This is a genomic window from Flavobacterium sp. (genome assembly GCF_046153165.1).
In the GTDB taxonomy this organism is placed as follows: Bacteria; Bacteroidota; Bacteroidia; order Flavobacteriales; family Flavobacteriaceae; genus Flavobacterium.
Genome location: NZ_JBJXEN010000026.1, coordinates 13,821 through 33,206, shown reverse-complemented (window position 1 = coordinate 33,206; position 19,386 = coordinate 13,821). Strand labels below are relative to the sequence as shown.

Sequence of the window (19,386 nt, the reverse complement as noted above, 5' to 3'; positions counted from 1 at the left end):
TTTTCTTTATTTAAATTAGGGTTGATATTTATGTTAGACAACAAAATTTTATTTTTCATGCGGTATTAATCAAAATATTTCTGCTAACAAAAAAATATTACAAATCTCACAAAATAGCAGTTGCTAAATTTGATAAAAATGACTATTTTTGAAAAACATTATTACAATAAATGCAATTCAAACATCCCGAAATTCTCTATTTCCTTTTCTTATTGGTTATTCCAATTTTGGTGCATTTATTTCAATTACGAAAATTTAAAAAAGAATATTTTACTAATGTAAAATTCTTAAAAGAACTTTCCATTCAAACTCGAAAAAGCTCTAAAATAAAAAAATGGTTGCTCTTAGCGACCCGTTTATTATTGTTGGCTTTTCTTATTTTTGCTTTTGCGCAACCTTTTTTTAAAGCAAAAGACAGCGAAAATACAAACAACGAATTATTTATTGTTTTAGACAATTCTTACAGCATGCAAGCCAAAGGGCAGAAAGGCGAATTGTTAAAACGAGCTGTACAAGATTTATTAGAATTCGCACCTAAAAATGGTAATTTTTCAGTAATTACAAATGATGAAAATTATTGGAACACCAATGTAAATGCTATTGAAAAAGATTTACAAAACCTAAAATATAGTGCTATTCCTTTTTCCCTAGAAACTGCTTTAACCAAAATTAAATCTCGTAAAACATTTACAAATAAAGATATTGTTGTCATTACAGATGGAATTGGAATGAATAAAAATCATCTAAAAAGTAGCAACAAAAACGACAAAACATATTTCATCATTCCGGAAGCAGAACAACTAAAAAATGTCGCCATAGACAGTGTTTATTTATCACAAACTTTAGATAACTTCTACGAAATATCCGTTCAGTTTTCTTCCAATTTTAATGATGCAAAAGCAATTCCTGTTTCGATTTATAACCAAAAAGATTTAATTGCTAAAACAATTTTGAATTTAAAGAAAAGCAAAGAAGCTATCAATTTTACAATTCCAAAGAAAGATTTTAATGGATATGTAAGCATCAATGATAATAGTTTGGCTTTCGATAACACTTTATATTTCTCTATTTCGGAACCAAAAATAATAAATATTTTAAGTATTGGAGAAGCAGAAAAAAACGATTTTTTATCTCGAATTTATACCAAACCAGAGTTTAATTATTCAAATTCAATAATTTCAACTTTAGATTATAGTCAACTGAATAAACAAGATGCTATTATCTTGAACGAATTAGATAATATTCCTGTGGCTTTACAGACTAATTTGAAATCATTTGTTACTAAAGGCGGAAATATTATTTTAATTCCATCAGAAAAAAATGAAATTTCCAATTTGAATTCATTTCTAAATAATTTTGGAGGAATACAGTTTTCAAATTTTCAAAATCAAGAAAAGAAAATTACTAAAATAAATTTTTCGAATCCGTTATTTTCAAATGTTTTTGAGAAGAAAATTACTAATTTTCAATACCCGAATACATTACAATCTTTTGTCATAAAAAGTAATGCGTCACAAGCTATAACTTATGATGACCAAAGTGCTTTTTTAACATCAATACAAAAGCAAATAGGCACTGTATTTGTCTTTTCTGCACCAATAAATAAGACAAATAGTAATTTTCAGAACTCTCCACTTATTGTACCTACTTTTTACAAGATGGCCATCAATAATGATAAAAATGGTGTGAAATATGAAACTATTGGAAGTACTAATCCTTTTTTAATTACAGCCAATACAAATAATAATGAAGTTATTTCTATAAGAAATTCTTCAGAAGAGTTTATTCCATCACAACAAATTATGGGAGACAAAGTCAAAATTTCTTGTGCTGATAATCCAACTTTAGCAGGTAATTTTGAAGTTATTCAGAGTAAAAAAGCTGTTGGAAATATTAGTTTTAATTTTGACAGAAAAGAAAGCAATTTGACAACACCAAGTGGTGAAACTTTAGCCGATTTAAATATTATTTCTAGTATTGAATCCTTTTTTGATACCATTCAAATAAATAGAACCGATAGCCAAGTTTGGAAATGGTTTCTTATTTTTGCACTATTATTTTTACTACTTGAACTATTTATACAAAAATTTGTAAAATGAATTTGATACTCAAAGCAGCACGAATTATCGATACTAAAAACCCATTACATAATCAAGTTGTGGATATAAAAATTAGTAACGGAATTATCTTAAAAATAGCTTCAAATATTGAAAATAACGAAAGTTTTGAAGAAATAAAACTAGATAATTTACACGTTTCTCAAGGTTGGTTTGACACAAGTGTCTCCCTTGGTGAGCCTGGTTTTGAAGATAGAGAAACTATTGCAAACGGATTACAAGTGGCTGCAAAATCTGGATTTACAGGAATTGCTTTACAACCAAACTCTTTCCCAATAGTAGATAATCAATCGCAAATACATTTTGTAAAACAAAAAGCCAATGGTTTTGCCACAGAACTTTTCCCGATTGGAGCATTAACACAAAAAAGTGAAGGAAATGATTTGGCCGAACTCTTTGATATGAAAAATGCAGGAGCAGTAGCTTTTGGCGATTATAACAAGAGCTTAGATAATGCCAATTTACTTAAAATAAGCTTACAATACACCCAAGATTTCGACGGATTAGTCATCGCTTTTGCTCAAGATAATACCATAAAAGGCAAAGGAATGGTTCACGAAGGAATCGTTTCTACGATGTTAGGACTCAAAGGAATTCCATCACTTGCGGAAGAATTAATCATTGCAAGAAATCTTTTTATACTAGAATATACTAGTGGAAAATTACATATTCCTACTATTTCGAGCGCAAAATCTGTTGCATTAATTAAAGAAGCTAAAGCCAAAGGTTTGCAAGTAACTTGTAGTGTTGCAGTACATAATTTAATTTTAACAGATAAAGAAATTGAAGGTTTTGATACACGTTATAAGGTTTTGCCTCCACTTCGTACAGAAAAAGACAAAAAAGCATTAATCGCAGGAATTTTAGACAATACAATTGATTGTATCACATCAGACCACAATCCGATTGATATTGAAAACAAAAAAATGGAATTTGATAAAGCAAAATACGGAACTATTGGTTTAGAAAGTGCTTTTAGAACTTTACAAACCATATTACCAAAAGAGATTATTATAGAAAAATTAGTAAGTGGAAGAACAATATTTGGTCAAGAAACAACTTCAATTACGGAAGGGAAAAAAGCAAATATTACCTTATTTAATCCTGAAGAAGAATCAATATTTACAGAAGAAAATATCTTATCAAAATCTAAAAATTCAGCTTTTCTTGATACAAAAACAAAAGGGAAAGTATATGGTATTTATAATCAAGGAAAATTAGTTTTAGCATAAAAATGGAAGATAAAAAAGACGGAAAAACAGCAGCAATATTAAGTTATATAATTATAATTGGCCCTTTAGTAGCCTTATCTATAAACTCTGAAAACAAAAATAGTTTTGCATCATTTCATATTAGACAAGGATTAGGAATCACTATTATTTTTATTAGTTTGGGTTTAATAATCTCAAATTTCAACAATAGTATGATCCTCATTTCGATGTGGATATTTATTTCAGTATTAAGCATGTACGGAATGTTAACAGCTGCAAAAGGAGAAACTAAATCACTACCAATTATTGGAAATTTTCTTCAGAAAATTTTTAAAAACATTTAAAAAAATGACTTTACATCATCTTGTTAGAGAACCAAAAACAAAACTGGAAAAAAATCCTTTATTAATATTACTTCATGGTTATGGTAGTAACGAAGAAGATTTATTTTCGTTTGCATCAGAATTACCCGATCATTATTATGTGATTTCGGTTCGTGCTCCTTACGATTTGCAATACGGAAGTTATGCTTGGTATGCTATAAATTTTGATGCTGGTGAAAACAAATTTTCAGATTTAAATCAAGCCAGAAGCTCTCGAGATTTAATAGCAAATTTTATTGATGAATTAACAGCAAATTATCCAATAGATACTAGCAATATAACACTTATTGGTTTTAGCCAAGGTGCTATTTTAAGTTATGCTGTAGCGCTATCTTATCCCGAAAAAGTGCAAAGAGTTGTGGCTATGAGTGGTTATTTTAATACTGAAATTGCTAAAGAAGGTTTTGACAAAAATGATTTTTCTAATTTAAAATTATTTGCATCACATGGGACTGTAGACCAAGTAGTTCCTGTAGACTGGGCTAGAAAAGCAAAACCATTATTGGATCGTTTAGGTATTAAAAATGTGTATAAAGAATATCCTATTGGACATGGAATTTCTCCTCAAAATTTTTATGATTTTAAGAATTGGTTAGAAAACATTTAAGAATTTTTATTTTACTCTAACAGCGTCAGGGACTAAAACTTTATAATCTCCTCCGTTTCTAATTACGTCACGAACAATGCTAGAACTTATAAATGAGGTGCTTGCAGCTGTTAAAAGAAAAATTGTTTCTATTTTAGATAATCTTCTGTTAGTATGTGCAATAGCTTTTTCGAACTCGAAATCGGCTGGGTTGCGAAGACCACGAAGTATAAAATCGGCACCTAGTTTTTTACATAAATCGATAGTTAATCCTTCATAAGTAATTACGGATATTGATGGATCATTTTTGAAAGTTTCTTCGATAAAATGTTTTCTTTCTTCGAGTGAAAACATATATTTTTTTTCGGCATTTACTCCAATAGCGATTACAATCTCATCAAAAAGCGGAATGCTTCTTTTTATAATATCTAGATGTCCTAATGTTAAAGGATCAAATGAACCAGGGAATATAGCTTTTCTCATAATTATTTTTTCCAAATTGGTTTTCTGCTCAAAGCTAATGCAATTTCATTATCTAACATTTCTGTCATATTCATTTTTGCATACGTTGCTTGCTGAGGGAATATACTTTGTGGCGAAAGTCCTGGATTGGTGTTTATTTCGATAAAATGTGGAATCCCATTCATGATAATAAAATCGGTTCTAGAAAAACCTGACATTCCTAGCGAATCATAAATTTTCTTGGCAGATTCGACAACTAATTCTTCTTCTTCTTTTGAAATTCGTGCCGGCGTAATTTCTTGAGATTTACCCAAATATTTAGCTTCGTAATCGAAGAAAGTATTCTGAGAAAGTATTTCGGTAATTCCTAAAACTTTGGTTTCTCCTTTATACTTTAAAACTCCGACCGAAACTTCTGTTCCGTTAAGATAAGATTCAATCAAGATTTCGTTATCTTCTGCAAAAGCAAATTCGAGTGCTTTTTCTAATTGATCTAAAACATCAACTTTAGAAACACCTAAACTACTTCCTGACTGATTTGGTTTTACAAAAAATGGTAAACCTAGTTCTTCCTTTATTTTGTTTCCGTCAATGCTATCTCCTTTTCGTAAATATATAGATTTCGCTTTTGGAATATTAAATTTAGTTAAAACTGATAAAGTGTCACGTTTATTAAATGTTAAAGCAGATTGGTAAAAATTACAACCGGTATAAGAAACATCCATAAGTTCCCAATAGGATTGCAAATGTCCATCTTCACCTGGTGTACCATGAACTGTGTTTACAGCAACATTAAATTTTGTTGTAATATTATCTTTAGTAAAGGAAAAATCCGCTTTATTTATCGGGTATTTTTCTCCGTTTATTAGAACTGACCAATCATTCGGAAGTATATGAACTTCGAAGATATTGTACTTCGATTTATCTAAATTGTTTAAAATTAACTGACCACTTCTTAACGAGATTACACTTTCGTCAGAATATCCTCCCATAACCACTGCTACGTTCATCTAAAAAAGAATTAAATTACTTAACAAAATTATCATTTTTTTTCGAATGAAAACACTTTACAATTTTATTATCTTTGTCAAAATACATTTTTATGAGTTTCAAGAAGTTTTTATTCAGTTTTACATTTATCAAGCAATTACTTATTGCCATTACTATTGTTTGTGCAACACTTTATTTGTTTATTATTTGGATAAGTTTTACAACAAATCATGGTCAAGAAATTATTGTTCCTAATTTAAGTAAACTAACATTAGAACAAGCGGAAGACAAGTTAGACGAGCTCGACTTAGATTATGAGTTGCTGGATACTGTAGATTATAATGCAGCATATCCTAAACTTTCAATAGTACAACAAGATCCAAATCCGGGAGAAAAAGTAAAACAAAATAGAGTGATTTACTTAAAAATAAATTCAACCGGCTATTCTAAAGTACGTATTCCAGATTTAATTCAGAAAACTTATCGTCAAGCCGTTCCTACACTTGCTGCATTAGGGCTTGAAGTTGGAGACACTAGCTATATTCCAAATCTTGCAAAAGATATGGTTTTAGAAATGAAAATGAATGGAAAATCTGTAAAAGCTGGTCAACAAGTATTAAAAATGACAAAAGTTGATTTAATTCTTGGTGATGGAAAAATAGGTTTTGAAGAAGACCTAAATGGTTCTGAAAAAGATAGTATTAAAAAAGATTCGACAAAATAATGAATGAAAATATAACTATAGACAACGAACTAGACGAAGAATTATTCGAGCATTATAAATTTGTTGCAACAAAAGGTCAATCTATTCTTAGGATAGACAAATATTTAATGCATTTATTAGAAAATGCTACAAGAAATAAGATTCAACAAGCTGCTACCTCTGGAAATATTTTTGTAAATGATGTTCCTGTAAAATCAAATTATAAAGTAAAACCTTTTGATGTAGTAACTATTATGTTATCGCATCCACCATTTGAAAACAGAGTTGATCCAGAAGATATTCCGTTAGATATTGTGTATGAAGACGATGCATTACTATTAATAAACAAACCCGCAGGATTAGTTGTTCATCCGGGTCACGGAAACTATACGGGTACATTAGTAAATGCATTGGCTTTTCACTTTCAGAATTTACCTCTAAACAGCAGTGAACGTCCAGGATTAGTTCACCGTATAGATAAAGATACCACAGGACTTTTAGTTATTGCTAAAACTGAGCAAGCCATGACTCATTTAGCAAAACAATTTGAAAATAAAACTTCCGAAAGAGAATATATTGCCATAGTTTGGGGAAATGTCCAAAAAGATGAAGGCACCATAGAAGGAAATCTTGCACGACATGTAAAAGACAGAATGCAAATGGCTGTTTTTGCTGATCCAGAAATAGGAAAACCAGCGATAACTCATTATAAGGTTTTAGAACGTTTTGGATATATTACTGTTATTTCTTGTAAATTAGAAACGGGAAGAACGCACCAAATTCGTGCACATTTAAAACATATTGGACATCCTTTATTTAATGACGAACGTTATGGAGGTCATTTAATTCTAAAAGGAACAACCTTTACAAAATACAAACAATTTATAGACAATTGCTTTAAAATATTACCACGCCAAGCCTTGCATGCTAAAACTTTAGGTTTCGAACATCCGACCACAAAAGAGTTTATGAGTTTTGATACTGAATTGCCTCAAGACATGAAAGAATGCATCGAAAAATGGCGGACTTATTCGAATACAAATACATTGACAGAAGAAGATTAATTTTTTTATATGAGCAAAAGTAATATACGAAAAGATAAAACTTGTTTAAATTGTAGACATGTTGTAGAAAATAATTTCTGTCCTAATTGTGGGCAAAAAAATGAAGATACTCGTAAAACATTTCATCATCTGTTTCTACATTTTTTTGAAGATTTAACTCATTATGAAAATGCTTTTTGGAGAACAATTAGAAATTTACTTTTTAAACCCGCTTCGTTAACAAAAGAGTATTTATCTGGTAAGCGACTCTCCTATTTGGCACCAGTCAGATTATATATATTTATTAGCTTTATCACATTTTTTGCACTATCTCTTCTGCCAGAAGAAGAATCACATGTTATTAATGTAAAGAAAAAAGAAGAAAAAGAAGAAACTAGAGCAAATATTAAAAATTCTCTTGCTGAAATAGACAATAACAAAGATAATAATCATAAAAAAGCCCCTATTTCTAAAGAAGAATTGAAAATTATTGCTCTTCAAAACGACGGAAAACTAACCAAAAAAGAAGCTGACACTCTTATAAATTACCTCAAAAAATCTAAAGAAAAAGAAAATGAAGCTTTCTATTTTGGTAAGAAAAAATACAAATCTGTAAAACAACTAGACTCTATACAAAAATATGGTAAATCTTCTCAAAAACTATCTTCTATAGAATATTGGTTTACAAAAAGAATGATTCAAATATCTCGAAAGTATTCTGGAGATGAATTGATAGAAAAATTTAAGGAATCTTTCTTTCACAATTTTCCAAAAGTATTATTTATATATATGCCAATTTTTGCTCTAATTTTATGGCTTTTTCATAGCAAAAAAAGATGGTATTATTTTGATCATGGAATTTTCACATTGCATTACTTTTCGTTTTTATTACTACTCTCATTAATATACACAATCATTAGTGCAACACTAGCTTTTGTTTTTGGAGACAATAAATATGTAGATATTATTTTAGGTTTTTTAATGTTTGCTCAATTTATTTGGGTTATAATTTATTTTTTTAAAGCACATCATAGGTTTTATGAAGAAACTAGAACAATTTCATTTATAAAAAGTTTACTTATGTATTTTATAAATATGTTTTTTATATCTTTCATATTATTAATTTTTGTAGTCTTTACTTTTATAAATATTCACTAATGAAAAATAGAATTCTCCTATTTGCCTTAACATCTATTGCAATTGCTGGTTGTTCTAGCAAAAAAACAATTGCATCTAAAACTCCTGTAGACGTAACCAAATATATAAACTCAATTTCTGTCGAAGATTTAAAAACGCATCTTTATATTGTGGCTTCAAACGAAATGGGAGGAAGAGAAACAGGATCTGAAGGACAAAAAAAAGCAGGAAAATATCTCGTAGAAACTTATACCAAAAATGGAATTTCATTTCCAAAAGGAGCAACTAGTTTTTATCAAAAAGTACCAGCATCATTCATGAATAATGGATATGGAGAAAAATTACCTGACTCTGAAAATATTTGGGCTTATATTGAAGGTTCTGAGAAACCTAAAGAAGTTCTCGTTATTTCAGCACATTACGATCATATAGGAACAAAAGAAGGGGAAGTTTATAATGGTGCCGACGATGATGGCTCTGGAACAGTTGCTTTATTAGAAATTGCTCAAGCTTTTCAGCAAGCAAAAAATGAAGGTCATGGTCCAAAACGTTCAATCCTTTTTCTTCATGTAACAGGCGAAGAGCATGGTTTACATGGTTCTCGTTATTACACAGATAACCCTTTGTTCCCACTAGCAAATACCATTACTGATATTAATATAGATATGATAGGTCGTCGTGATGAGTTTCATAAAAGTTCTAACAATTATGTTTATATAATTGGTTCAGACTATCTCTCGACCGATTTATATAATGTCTGCGAGGAAGCCAACAAAAAATACACAAACATTAATTTAGACTATAAATTTAATGATCGTAGCGACCCTAATCGTTTCTATTATCGTTCAGATCACTATAATTTTGCAAAACATAATATTCCATCTGTATTCCTTTTTAACGGCGTACACGAAGATTATCATAAAGCAAGTGATGAAGTAGAAAAAATAGAGTTTGATGCCTTGGCAAAAAGAGCTCAGCTTGCTTTTAGCAGTGCCTGGGAATTAGCCAATGCAAAAGACAGACCAAAAGTAGATAAATCTGGAAAGTAATCACTCACACAAGAAATATAATAGCATAAAAAAAAGCTCCGAATTACTTCGGAGCTTTTGCGTTATTTAGGGTGGCTGACCGGGTTCGAACCGGCGACCCTCGGCACCACAAACCAATACTCTAACCAGCTGAGCTACAACCACCATTTGTTTAACGAGTGCAAATATATTGTAAAAGTTGTGTTTTACAAAGAAAAAAATAAAAAAATTATTTCAAATCACCTAAACTATTGACTGCCAAATACCTTTCAACTGTAAAACCTTCACCAAATTCTGCATTTATTAGCCTTCCTATATCCTGAGCACGATATTTTACACTATCTAAAAAGTTTTTAGAAGTTATTGGAGATTCTGGTTCTTTCGATTCTGGATTATAAAACTGCGAATCGTAAGCCATAATAGCGTCCATCTTAATATTCATAAAACCAGAAACATCAACTACAAAATCAGGCTGTATATTTTTCCATTGTATATAATGGTATACAACTTTTGGTCTCCAAGCATCTTGAATGGCATCATTTAAACTAGTTTGTATTTTTGACAAACCTGACAAAAAACAAGCATCAGAAACTAATTTACTTCCTTTTCCGTGGTCTATATGACGATCATCTATAGCATTACAAAGTACAATTTCTGGTTTATACTTTCTAATCATTCGAATAACTTCTAATTGATGTTCCTCATCATTCTTAAAAAAACCATCTCTAAAACCGAGATTTTCTCTCACAGCAACTTTAAGAATTTTAGCTGCATTTGCGGACTCTATATCTCTAATTTCTGCAGATCCTCGTGTACCTAATTCTCCACGAGTTAAGTCGACGATTCCAACCAATTTACCAAGTGAAACTTCTTTAGCGATTGTTGCAGCACAGCCTAATTCTATATCATCTGGATGCGCTCCAAAAGCGAGTATATCTAACTTCATTTTATTTTTTATTTTTCTTATAAGTACTTAGAAACCCATTTGTCATTTTTTGAATTTTACTTCTCATAAATGGTGTCCAACCAAACAAATATCCTTTCCATCCTAGTGCTTGTTGTGTCCATTTCCAGAGATCAAAATAATCTGTATGTTTTATTATTTTACCATCAGCAAATTCAAATTGAGCCGAAATTTTATTTATTACGTTTCTTCCTGTTTGAGCAAAAGTATATTCAGCAATCCAATTTACGGAACCATTATGTTCATTAGCCTGTACATCATTGAAATTAATTTTTAAGCTTGTATTTCTGCTTAAAAGCATCTCCCACATCAATTTGGCGTCTTCTCCTTGTAGTTTTCCAAAAGCAGGATCTTCAAATTGGATATTATCATGATAACAACTTATCATTCCTTCTGAATTACCAGCAGCAAATGAATTATAAAATTTTTGTATTAACTCTTTATTGTCCATTTTAAGTTTTTAAAAATTAAGAAATACTGAATACACAGTAACAAAAATACTAATATAATAAGAAATATTTTTTTTATATTTAAATATACATCTAATTTATTGAATAAAAAAAGGTACGATTACGTACCTTTTTTTATTCAATTTTAATGAGTCACACTTTCTACATCTTTAGGATCGTGTTTGTGTTTAAACAAAACTGCAAAAGCTATTGCAATTACTAAAGCATAAATAGCAAATGACAACCATATATTTGACCAATCTCTAACTGTTACAAATTTTTCAAGCACATTATTTTCTAATACTTTATTGTTCCCTAATATATTTTTAATAGCTGGATTGTCAACATCAGTTCCAAAATGATTTAGTAAATCATTTAAATTTGAAAATTTGAAAGTAAAATACTTAGCAATCATTATAGAACTTATTTTGGCTCCTAGTAAAGCACCGAATCCATTTGTCATCATCATGAATAATCCTTGGGCAGATGAACGAATATTAGAATCGGTTGTAGTTTCTACAAACAATGAACCTGAAATATTAAAGAAATCGAATGCCATCCCGTATACAATACAAGATAAAATAATCATCCAAAGTCCTCCTATAGGATCTCCATAAGCAAACAGACCAAAACGTAAAACCCAAGCCAACATGCTAATTAGCATTACCTGTTTGATTCCAAAACGCTTCAAAAAGAAAGGAATAGCTAGAATAAATAAGGTTTCCGATATTTGAGAAATTGACATAATAATAGTTGAATACTCAACTACAAATGAATTTTTATATTTTTCAAAATTTCCAAATTCAGATAAAAATACATCACCATACATGTTTGTTAATTGCAATGCACCTCCTAAAAACATAGAAAAGATAAAAAACAACGCCATTTTGTATGTTCCAAATAATTTAAAGGCATTTAATCCTAATTTCTTAGTCCACGAAGCATTTTCTTCAATTAATTTTTGTGGAGGACATTTTGGTAATGTAAATGCATAAATTCCCAAAAATAAAGCAACAACTCCTGCAATATAAAACATATTAGCCGAAGCTTTATTTCCAGTTAAATTTGTAATCCACATTGCTACAATAAAACCAATAGTTCCCCATACTCGGATAGGAGGAAATACTTTTACAATATCAAAATTATTATTCTTTAATATAGTATATGAAATTGAATTAGAAAGTGATAACGTAGGCATATAACAAAGCATTGCCATGAGTATAACCCAGAAAAAAGTATTTGGCGAATCAACTTGAGGTAAATAAAATAAAACAAAACCATACAAAATATGTAGTATTCCATAAAGTTTTTCTGCATTAATCCATTTATCAGCTATAATTCCTGTAATTGCAGGCATAATAATTGAAGAAATTCCAAGAGTTAAAAATACATCACCAAAATTTTCTCCACTCCATTGTTTTGTACCAAACCAATAATTCCCTATCGTTATTAACCAAGCTCCCCACACAAACAACTGTAAGAAGCTCATTATTGTTAATCTATATTTTATGCTCATTTTTTAGTTTTTAAATCGGTTAGGTATTTTTTAGAAACGTAAAACTAACAATAAAAATAACTTTACAAATAAATTTTTCTAAATATTATTAACCAAATCCAGAACAACCTGAAATTGTTCTTCTCTAGACAAATGAGAATTGTCTATTTCTATAGCATCATCAGCTTTTACAAGTGGAGAATCCTCACGATGGGTATCTATAAAATCTCGTTGTTGTACATTTTCGAGAACTGTTTGATAGGAAATAAGTTGTCCTTTTTCTGACATTTCATCATAACGACGTTGTGCTCGAGTTTCTGCACTGGCTGTCATGAATATTTTGAGTTCGGCATCAGGAAAAACTACAGTTCCTATATCACGACCGTCCATAACGATTCCTTTATTTTTGCCCATTTCTTGTTGTTGCTCGACTAGTTTAGCTCTGACTTGAGATACCTCAGCTACTTTACTTACAAAACTAGATACTTCAATAGTGCGAATTTCATTCTCAACATTAATATCATTTAGATACATTTCGCCAAATCCTAAATTTGGATTAAAATGAAAAGTAAGTTTAATTTTAGGCAAATCTTTTATTAGTGCTTGCTGATTAAACTCCTTGTCATTAATGTAATTATTTTGCATCGCATAATAGGTTACGGCACGATACATAGCACCTGTATCTACATATATATAACCCAAATGTTTGGCTAACTGTTTGGCTAATGTGCTTTTTCCTGTTGAGGAAAATCCGTCGATGGCAATGGTTATTTTTTTCAATTTTTTAAAATGTTTAATAGCAGTCTCAAAGTTTGTTTTTAGCCCTGATGGAAGTGGAAATCCTTTTCTTTTTTCCTTTAAAAAAGAAAAGATTGAAACGTACAGCAGGAATATTATTTGCTAAATACTTTAGGGTTACTGCTTCAAAAAAATTATTTTTCGTTGTTATACAAATTGATTGTTAGTCCAAATAAACTTGTATTTGCGGCTAAGGTGTATCTTGAGTAAGAATAGTCGAAGCGGAATTTTCGGAATCGGATTCCGAAACCTGCTGATATTCCTGAGAATGTTCGTTGTTCTAGAATTTTGAGTTCGGCTGCGCGTCTAAAATTATAACTTAGTCTTAAACTAAATGCTTTTTTAGGGAAAATTTCGGCGCCAAAAATAACGTGTCTAAAAGTATTTCCTAGAAATCCTACTTTTTCTTGAGTAGCTTCTCCATCGATAGTTTGTGTTGCTCGAGCAGGATTAGCAAAGGAAACATTCCAATGTTGTAAATTTTCTAGTGTTAAATGCCAGCGAATGGGTACATTTTCTAATTCTTGTGATATTCCTGCAATGACTTCGAACGGTAATTTCTCATTTGTACCGTTGTAAGTTTTAATTTGTGTTCCGAAATTTCGAACTACAAGCCCGTAATTTATATCATTTTTGTCATCTACATACATAGCAGCCAAATCGGCAGCGACTCCAAATGAATTATAACTTTCGAGTGTAGAGGAGATAAATTTTGCATTTCCTCCTAGATATAATTTTGTAAAAGGTACATTATAAGCGTAGCCTAATGATAGTGCAATTTCGCTTCCTGTAAATTCCCCTGTGGTGGCTCCGAATTCGTCTCTACCATCAAATTTTCCGTAATTTATATAGGTAATTCCGCCATGCAATGTTTGTACGTGTCTATCATATGTATAAGCAAAAGCTCCCGTTCCGTAGGTTACATCGCCAAAATAGTTTCCGTAGTTTACAGCTAAACGCCCATCCATCTCGGTATTTATACTTGCTGGATTAAATAAAGGTTGATTAACATCATAATCATAATTTGTAATTGTTTTCCCTCCTAATGCGGCTTGTCTTGGCGACGAAATTAGATTTAGAAACTGATATACGCCCTGCCCTCCTATTTGACTATAAGTCGAAGTATAGATTGTAAATAATAAGAGAATTAGGTGTTTTTTTTGCATTTATTTTTTGGCGTCTTAAAAACTATATAACGCAGAAGCGAAGATATTATTTTTTTTATAAAAAAAACGGTTAAAAATTTAACCGTTTTTTAATTTATAATATTTTAGCTTTTTTCACCTTCTCATTTGTAATGGCAATGGCTAAAACCTCACTCATTTCTTTCACATAATGAAAAGTTAGACCTGTAAGATATTCAGGTTTTATTTCGTCGATATCACTTTTATTTTCGTGACACAAAATAATTTCTTTAATGTTTGCACGTTTTGCCGCTAGAATTTTTTCTTTGATTCCTCCAACTGGCAATACTTTTCCACGCAAAGTGATTTCGCCAGTCATGGCTAAACTTTTCTTGATTTTTTTCTGAGTAAAAACAGACACTAATGATGTTAGCATAGCAATTCCTGCACTTGGACCGTCTTTTGGTGTTGCGCCTTCTGGAACGTGTAAGTGAATATTATATTTGGCTAACATTTCGGAATTTAGTCCCAATAATTCAGCATTGGCTTTAATATATTCTAAAGCAATGGTTGCTGATTCTTTCATTACTGTACCTAAATTTCCAGTAATAGTCATGGTTCCTTTTCCTGGAGAAATTAAGGATTCTATAAATAAAATATCACCACCAACTGATGTCCAAGCCAATCCTGTAACAACACCTGCCACATCATTATTTTCTGATTTATCTCTCTCTAATCTAGGAACACCTAGAATTTTGATAATATCTTCATCAGTCACTTTTATATTGTATTCTTCTTCCATAGCTACACATTTGGCAGCATTTCGAATTACTTGTGCAATTTTATTTTCTAGTCCACGAACACCAGATTCACGTGTATAACCTTCTACTATTTTTTCTAATTGCTTTTTACCAATTACTAAATGCTTCGAGGTTAAACCATGAACTGCTAATTGTTTTGGAAACAAATGTTGTTTGGCAATTTCAACCTTTTCTTCAATAGTATAACCAGACATTTTGATGATTTCCATCCTGTCTTTCAAGGCAGGTTGTATGGTTGCCATATTGTTTGAAGTCGCAATAAACATAACTTTCGACAAGTCGTAACCCATTTCTAGAAAATTATCATAGAATTCGCTGTTTTGCTCAGGATCTAAAACTTCCAACAATGCCGATGATGGATCACCTTGATTACTTGTTGACAATTTATCTATCTCGTCTAAAACAAAAACTGGGTTTGATGTTCCCGCCTTTTTTAAACTTTGAAGAATTCTTCCTGGCATTGCACCAATATAGGTTTTACGATGTCCACGAATTTCCGCTTCATCACGCAAACCACCTAAAGAAACTCGAACATATTCTCTACCTAAAGCATCTGCAATAGATTTTCCGATAGATGTTTTTCCAACTCCTGGAGGTCCTGTAAGGCATAAAATTGGCGATTTCATATCATTCCGCAATTTGAGGACTGCAAGATGTTCTATCATTCTTTTCTTAACATCTTCCAAACCAAAATGATCTCGATCGAGGATTTTTTCTGCTTTTTTTAAATCGAATTTATCTTTAGAATATTTTCCCCAAGGCAAATCTAGAAATAATTCTAAATAATTTCTTTGGATACCAAAATCTGGTGATTGTGGATTAGAACGTTGCATTTTTGACAATTCTTTATCAAAATGCTTTTGCGTTTTTTCGTCCCAAATCTTAGTTTTAGATTTTGCACGTAATTCTTCGATTTCTTCTTCTTGCGAAACGCCGCCCAATTCTTCTTGAATGGTTTTCATTTGTTGGTGCAAGAAATATTCTCTTTGTTGTTGGTCTAAATCGAAACAAACTTTAGATTGTATGTCATTTTTAAGTTCCAATTTTTGAAACTCTAAATTCATGAATTTTAAAGTCGCTAAAGCTCTTTCTTTTAGCTTGTTTATTTCTAATAAATCTTGTTTTTCTGTAACCGTAAGATTCATATTTGAAGAAACAAAATTTACCAGAAATGAATTGCTTTCAATGTTTTTGATTGCAAAAGTAGCTTCGGTAGGAATATTTGGACTTTCGGTAATAATTTGGATTGCCAAATCACGAACGGATTCGATTATAGCCGAAAATTCTTTGTCTTTTTTAGCTGGTCTTTCTTCTTTGACTTCTTTTATCGAAGCTTTCATGTAAGGTTCTGTAGCCGTTACTTTATCTATTTCGAAACGTTTTTTTCCTTGTAAAATTACGGTTACATTTCCGTCAGGCATTTTTAAAACACGAAGGATTTTAGCAACCGTTCCTATTTTATTAATATCGTTTTCGGTAGGATCTTCGTCTTCTTCATTTTTTTGCGATACGACTCCGATAATTTTATCGGAAGCATTGGCATCGTTAATCAACTTAATCGATTTATCTCTCCCAGCGGTAATAGGGATTACAACACCTGGAAAAAGCACGGTGTTTCGAAGCGGAAGAATGAGCAATTCTGATGGTAATTCTTCATTGTTCATTTCTTCTTCGTCTTCTGGCGTAAGAAGTGGAATTAAATCTGCTTCAGAATCGAATTCTTGTAGTGACAAATTGTCAATGGTAATTATTTTTTGTTGAGACATATTGTATTTAGGTCATTTTGTCATTAAACATAGAATGCTTACTATGCAAAGTTATTACATAATAAACTATCATTTAGTTGAAAATCAATAAATAAGAGAATTATTTACATCAAATTCATTGTAATAAGTCAAGGATTATGCCATAAAAAACCCATCTCTTTTTTGAAGGAGATGGGTTTTTTAAGTATATTTTATAAAAATTAATTTAAAATATATGATACTAAATCTTGAATATAAGTTGTTATTCCAGATGTTGTTTCAATTTTAATAGGGCCAACATTTTTAGCATACCAATAATAAGATATTGCAGAAGAATTTTGTCCAGAAAATGTAATATTTTGTACTACTCTCACCTTAATTACATCATTAAACGTTTGACCTCCAACAGTTAAAGTTGAACCTTTTTCTAAAATAGTTGAAACGATGTTAAAATTAGTTGTAACAACTGGATATGTAGGATCAGTATATGTTGTAGTCTGAACATAATCAGTAGTCCAAGTACCTCCTACAGCTAAATAATCTTTTAAAAGTATTCTTTCTGTCCCAGTTGACGTAGATCCTGGAATTCCGCCTTGAGCCGCAACTATAACATCTTCACTTTTTAAATAATAATCTCCATTCGATTTTCTTAATCTAGTTACTTGACTTACTCCTCCGTTAGATTGAGAATTAAATGTATAGTAGCTATTTCCTCCAATAGCATCTATAGAAACCATTTTGAGAGGTGCTTGATTAACTCCATTTAAACTAAAAACCCATTGATTATTAATAGCCGAAGGCCAATAATCATTAGTAGATTGATTTCCTCCATTACTTGCAGAACTAGGCATTGGTCCAGTATAAGGTTCTACAGAACATGATGTTAAAATTACTGCTGAAAACAATAATAAAAATGCAGAAATACTTTTTATTTTATTCATTTTGTAGGTGTTAATTTTTAAAATTTTATTCAAATATAATATTAATTATTGCTTAACAAATTATTTTTCGGAATTCTTAATAGCAAAATCACTCCTATTACAAAGAAAATAGCTAAAAATACTATCGAATTTCTCATAGAACCTGTAACTTGATCTATGATTCCGTATATAGACATTCCTATAACGATTCCTATTTTTTCGGTCACATCATAAAAACTAAAATAAGATGCAGTATCATCTGTTTCTGGTAATAATTTTGAGTAAGTAGAACGAGCTAACGATTGTATACCTCCCATAACTAATCCTACGAAACCAGCTACAATATAAAACTCATTGGGTTCTGTAACAAAATAAGCAAAAACACAAAGTATGGCCCAAAATGCATTAAGAAATATTAAAGTATTAATATTTCCAAATTTTCCTGACGCTCTCGAGGTAAGAAAAGCACCCAAAACAGCAACCAATTGAATGACTAATATACTAATGATTAGCCCAGTTGTTTTCTGACTTGGAGTTATCCAATTTATTTCGGTAGCTCCAAAATATGTAGCGACTAACATTACAGTTTGTACTGCCATGATAAATACAAAATAGCTTAGCAAATATCTTTTTAAGGTAATGTTTTGTTGCAATTGTTTCCAAACTAATTTTAGTTCTCTAAAACCATCAAAAAGGACTGCTTTAGTCACTTTATGCCCTGTTGATGAACCTTTTGGTAAAAAATAATAAGTTATATGACTGAAGCCTATCCACCAAATACCAACCATTAAAAAAGAAGTTCGCATTGCAATTTCTCTTGCTCTATCCGGATTATCCGCAGTGATATAAAACTTATCGGGAAACATTACCATCGCAAGATTTATAATCAACAATATAGTACTTCCTATATATCCCATAGAAAATCCTCTTGCACTAACTCTATCCTGTTGTTCAGGATATGCAATATCTGGTAAATAAGAATTATAAAAAACTAAACTCGCCCAAAAGCCTATTAATCCTAATAAATAAGCTGTATAACTTAAAAACAAATTTTCTAAATTAAACCAATATAGAGAAATACAAGACAAACCACCAAGGTAACAAAAGAATCTCATAAATGCTTTTTTGTTTCCTACATAATCTGCGATTCCTGATAAAAAAGGCGAAATAAAAGCAACTATTAGAAACGCTAATGCTGTAACAAAAGTTATCATTGCGGTATCTTTGCAGTGATAACCGTAAATATCAACGTAATTATTTCCTCTATTTTTAAAAATCATTTCATAAAAAATAGGAAAAATAGCTGAAGCAATTACCAAGCTATAAACTGAATTTGCCCAATCGTAAAATGCCCAAGCATTTAGTAATTTTTTATCTCCTTTTCGAAGTGTCTTCATAATTTAAAAATTT

Annotated in this window: 18 protein-coding genes and 1 tRNA gene; 8 read left to right on the top strand and 11 right to left on the bottom strand. The window is 30.7% G+C overall.

Annotated elements, in window-relative coordinates:
• The first annotated feature begins 170 nt into the window (after window positions 1-170).
• The 4 genes from ACKVOV_RS04000 to ACKVOV_RS03985 are packed head-to-tail and all read left to right on the top strand — an operon-like array spanning window position 171 to window position 4,318.
• Window positions 171-2,099 (top strand): BatA domain-containing protein, encoded by a 1,929-nt coding sequence (locus ACKVOV_RS04000; RefSeq protein ID WP_409205481.1) that lies wholly within the window; start codon window positions 171-173, stop codon window positions 2,097-2,099.
• Window positions 2,096-3,349 carry a dihydroorotase gene (locus ACKVOV_RS03995; protein WP_409205480.1) on the top strand — a complete coding sequence of 418 codons (1,254 nt, stop codon included), beginning with the start codon at window positions 2,096-2,098 and terminating at the stop codon, window positions 3,347-3,349. The genes ACKVOV_RS04000 and ACKVOV_RS03995 overlap by 4 nt, the downstream gene beginning before the upstream one ends.
• 2 nt (window positions 3,350-3,351) lie before the next feature.
• Entirely contained in the window at window positions 3,352-3,672 is a 321-nt protein-coding gene (locus ACKVOV_RS03990) for a hypothetical protein (RefSeq protein ID WP_409205479.1), read from the top strand.
• Window positions 3,673-3,676: 4 nt separating this feature from the next.
• Entirely contained in the window at window positions 3,677-4,318 is a 642-nt protein-coding gene (locus tag ACKVOV_RS03985; RefSeq protein ID WP_409205478.1) for an alpha/beta hydrolase, read from the top strand.
• Between the two features lie 6 nt (window positions 4,319-4,324).
• Here ACKVOV_RS03985 and coaD read toward each other — a convergent pair whose 3' ends face one another.
• The gene (gene coaD / locus ACKVOV_RS03980; RefSeq protein ID WP_409205477.1) at window positions 4,325-4,780 is read right to left on the bottom strand and encodes a pantetheine-phosphate adenylyltransferase; all 456 of its coding nucleotides are present in this window, start codon (window positions 4,778-4,780) and stop codon (window positions 4,325-4,327) included.
• Between the two features lie 2 nt (window positions 4,781-4,782).
• Entirely contained in the window at window positions 4,783-5,769 is a 987-nt protein-coding gene (locus tag ACKVOV_RS03975; RefSeq protein ID WP_409205476.1) for a D-alanine--D-alanine ligase, read from the bottom strand.
• A 92-nt stretch (window positions 5,770-5,861) separates the two neighbouring features.
• Between ACKVOV_RS03975 and ACKVOV_RS03970 the strand changes: the two genes are divergently transcribed.
• Genes ACKVOV_RS03970 through ACKVOV_RS03955 form a run of 4 tightly spaced genes read left to right on the top strand, consistent with a single transcriptional unit; the run spans window position 5,862 to window position 9,681 of the window.
• Window positions 5,862-6,473 (top strand): PASTA domain-containing protein, encoded by a 612-nt coding sequence (locus tag ACKVOV_RS03970; protein ID WP_409205475.1) that lies wholly within the window; start codon window positions 5,862-5,864, stop codon window positions 6,471-6,473.
• Complete coding sequence (locus tag ACKVOV_RS03965) at window positions 6,473-7,516, top strand: RluA family pseudouridine synthase (protein WP_409205474.1); 1,044 nt, start codon at window positions 6,473-6,475, stop codon at window positions 7,514-7,516. Before ACKVOV_RS03970 ends, ACKVOV_RS03965 begins: the two co-directional genes overlap by 1 nt.
• 9 nt (window positions 7,517-7,525) lie before the next feature.
• The gene (locus ACKVOV_RS03960; RefSeq protein ID WP_409205473.1) at window positions 7,526-8,653 is read left to right on the top strand and encodes a DUF3667 domain-containing protein; all 1,128 of its coding nucleotides are present in this window, start codon (window positions 7,526-7,528) and stop codon (window positions 8,651-8,653) included.
• A complete protein-coding gene (locus ACKVOV_RS03955) occupies window positions 8,653-9,681 on the top strand; it encodes a M28 family metallopeptidase (RefSeq protein ID WP_409205472.1) in 1,029 nt (342 codons plus the stop codon). The genes ACKVOV_RS03960 and ACKVOV_RS03955 overlap by 1 nt, the downstream gene beginning before the upstream one ends.
• Before the next feature lie 70 nt (window positions 9,682-9,751).
• On the opposite strand, the gene ACKVOV_RS03950 is transcribed toward ACKVOV_RS03955, so the two are convergent.
• From ACKVOV_RS03950 to ACKVOV_RS03910, 9 genes are all read right to left on the bottom strand, one after another.
• Window positions 9,752-9,825 (bottom strand) — tRNA-His (locus ACKVOV_RS03950).
• A gap of 64 nt (window positions 9,826-9,889) precedes the next feature.
• Window positions 9,890-10,606, bottom strand: coding sequence for a bacillithiol biosynthesis deacetylase BshB1 (gene bshB1 / locus ACKVOV_RS03945; protein WP_409205471.1), 717 nt, complete (start codon window positions 10,604-10,606; stop codon window positions 9,890-9,892).
• Window position 10,607: 1 nt separating this feature from the next.
• Window positions 10,608-11,075 (bottom strand): nuclear transport factor 2 family protein, encoded by a 468-nt coding sequence (locus ACKVOV_RS03940; RefSeq protein WP_409205470.1) that lies wholly within the window; start codon window positions 11,073-11,075, stop codon window positions 10,608-10,610.
• A gap of 143 nt (window positions 11,076-11,218) precedes the next feature.
• Entirely contained in the window at window positions 11,219-12,589 is a 1,371-nt protein-coding gene (locus tag ACKVOV_RS03935) for a nucleoside permease (protein ID WP_409205469.1), read from the bottom strand.
• A 78-nt stretch (window positions 12,590-12,667) separates the two neighbouring features.
• Window positions 12,668-13,348, bottom strand: coding sequence for a (d)CMP kinase (gene cmk / locus ACKVOV_RS03930; RefSeq protein ID WP_409205468.1), 681 nt, complete (start codon window positions 13,346-13,348; stop codon window positions 12,668-12,670).
• A gap of 152 nt (window positions 13,349-13,500) precedes the next feature.
• Entirely contained in the window at window positions 13,501-14,532 is a 1,032-nt protein-coding gene (gene porQ, locus ACKVOV_RS03925) for a type IX secretion system protein PorQ (RefSeq protein WP_409205467.1), read from the bottom strand.
• A gap of 94 nt (window positions 14,533-14,626) precedes the next feature.
• The gene (lon, locus tag ACKVOV_RS03920; protein ID WP_409205466.1) at window positions 14,627-17,077 is read right to left on the bottom strand and encodes an endopeptidase La; all 2,451 of its coding nucleotides are present in this window, start codon (window positions 17,075-17,077) and stop codon (window positions 14,627-14,629) included.
• Between the two features lie 200 nt (window positions 17,078-17,277).
• Window positions 17,278-17,997 (bottom strand): hypothetical protein, encoded by a 720-nt coding sequence (locus tag ACKVOV_RS03915; RefSeq protein ID WP_409205465.1) that lies wholly within the window; start codon window positions 17,995-17,997, stop codon window positions 17,278-17,280.
• Between the two features lie 41 nt (window positions 17,998-18,038).
• The gene (locus ACKVOV_RS03910; RefSeq protein ID WP_409205464.1) at window positions 18,039-19,373 is read right to left on the bottom strand and encodes an MFS transporter; all 1,335 of its coding nucleotides are present in this window, start codon (window positions 19,371-19,373) and stop codon (window positions 18,039-18,041) included.
• Window positions 19,374-19,386 lie beyond the last annotated feature (13 nt).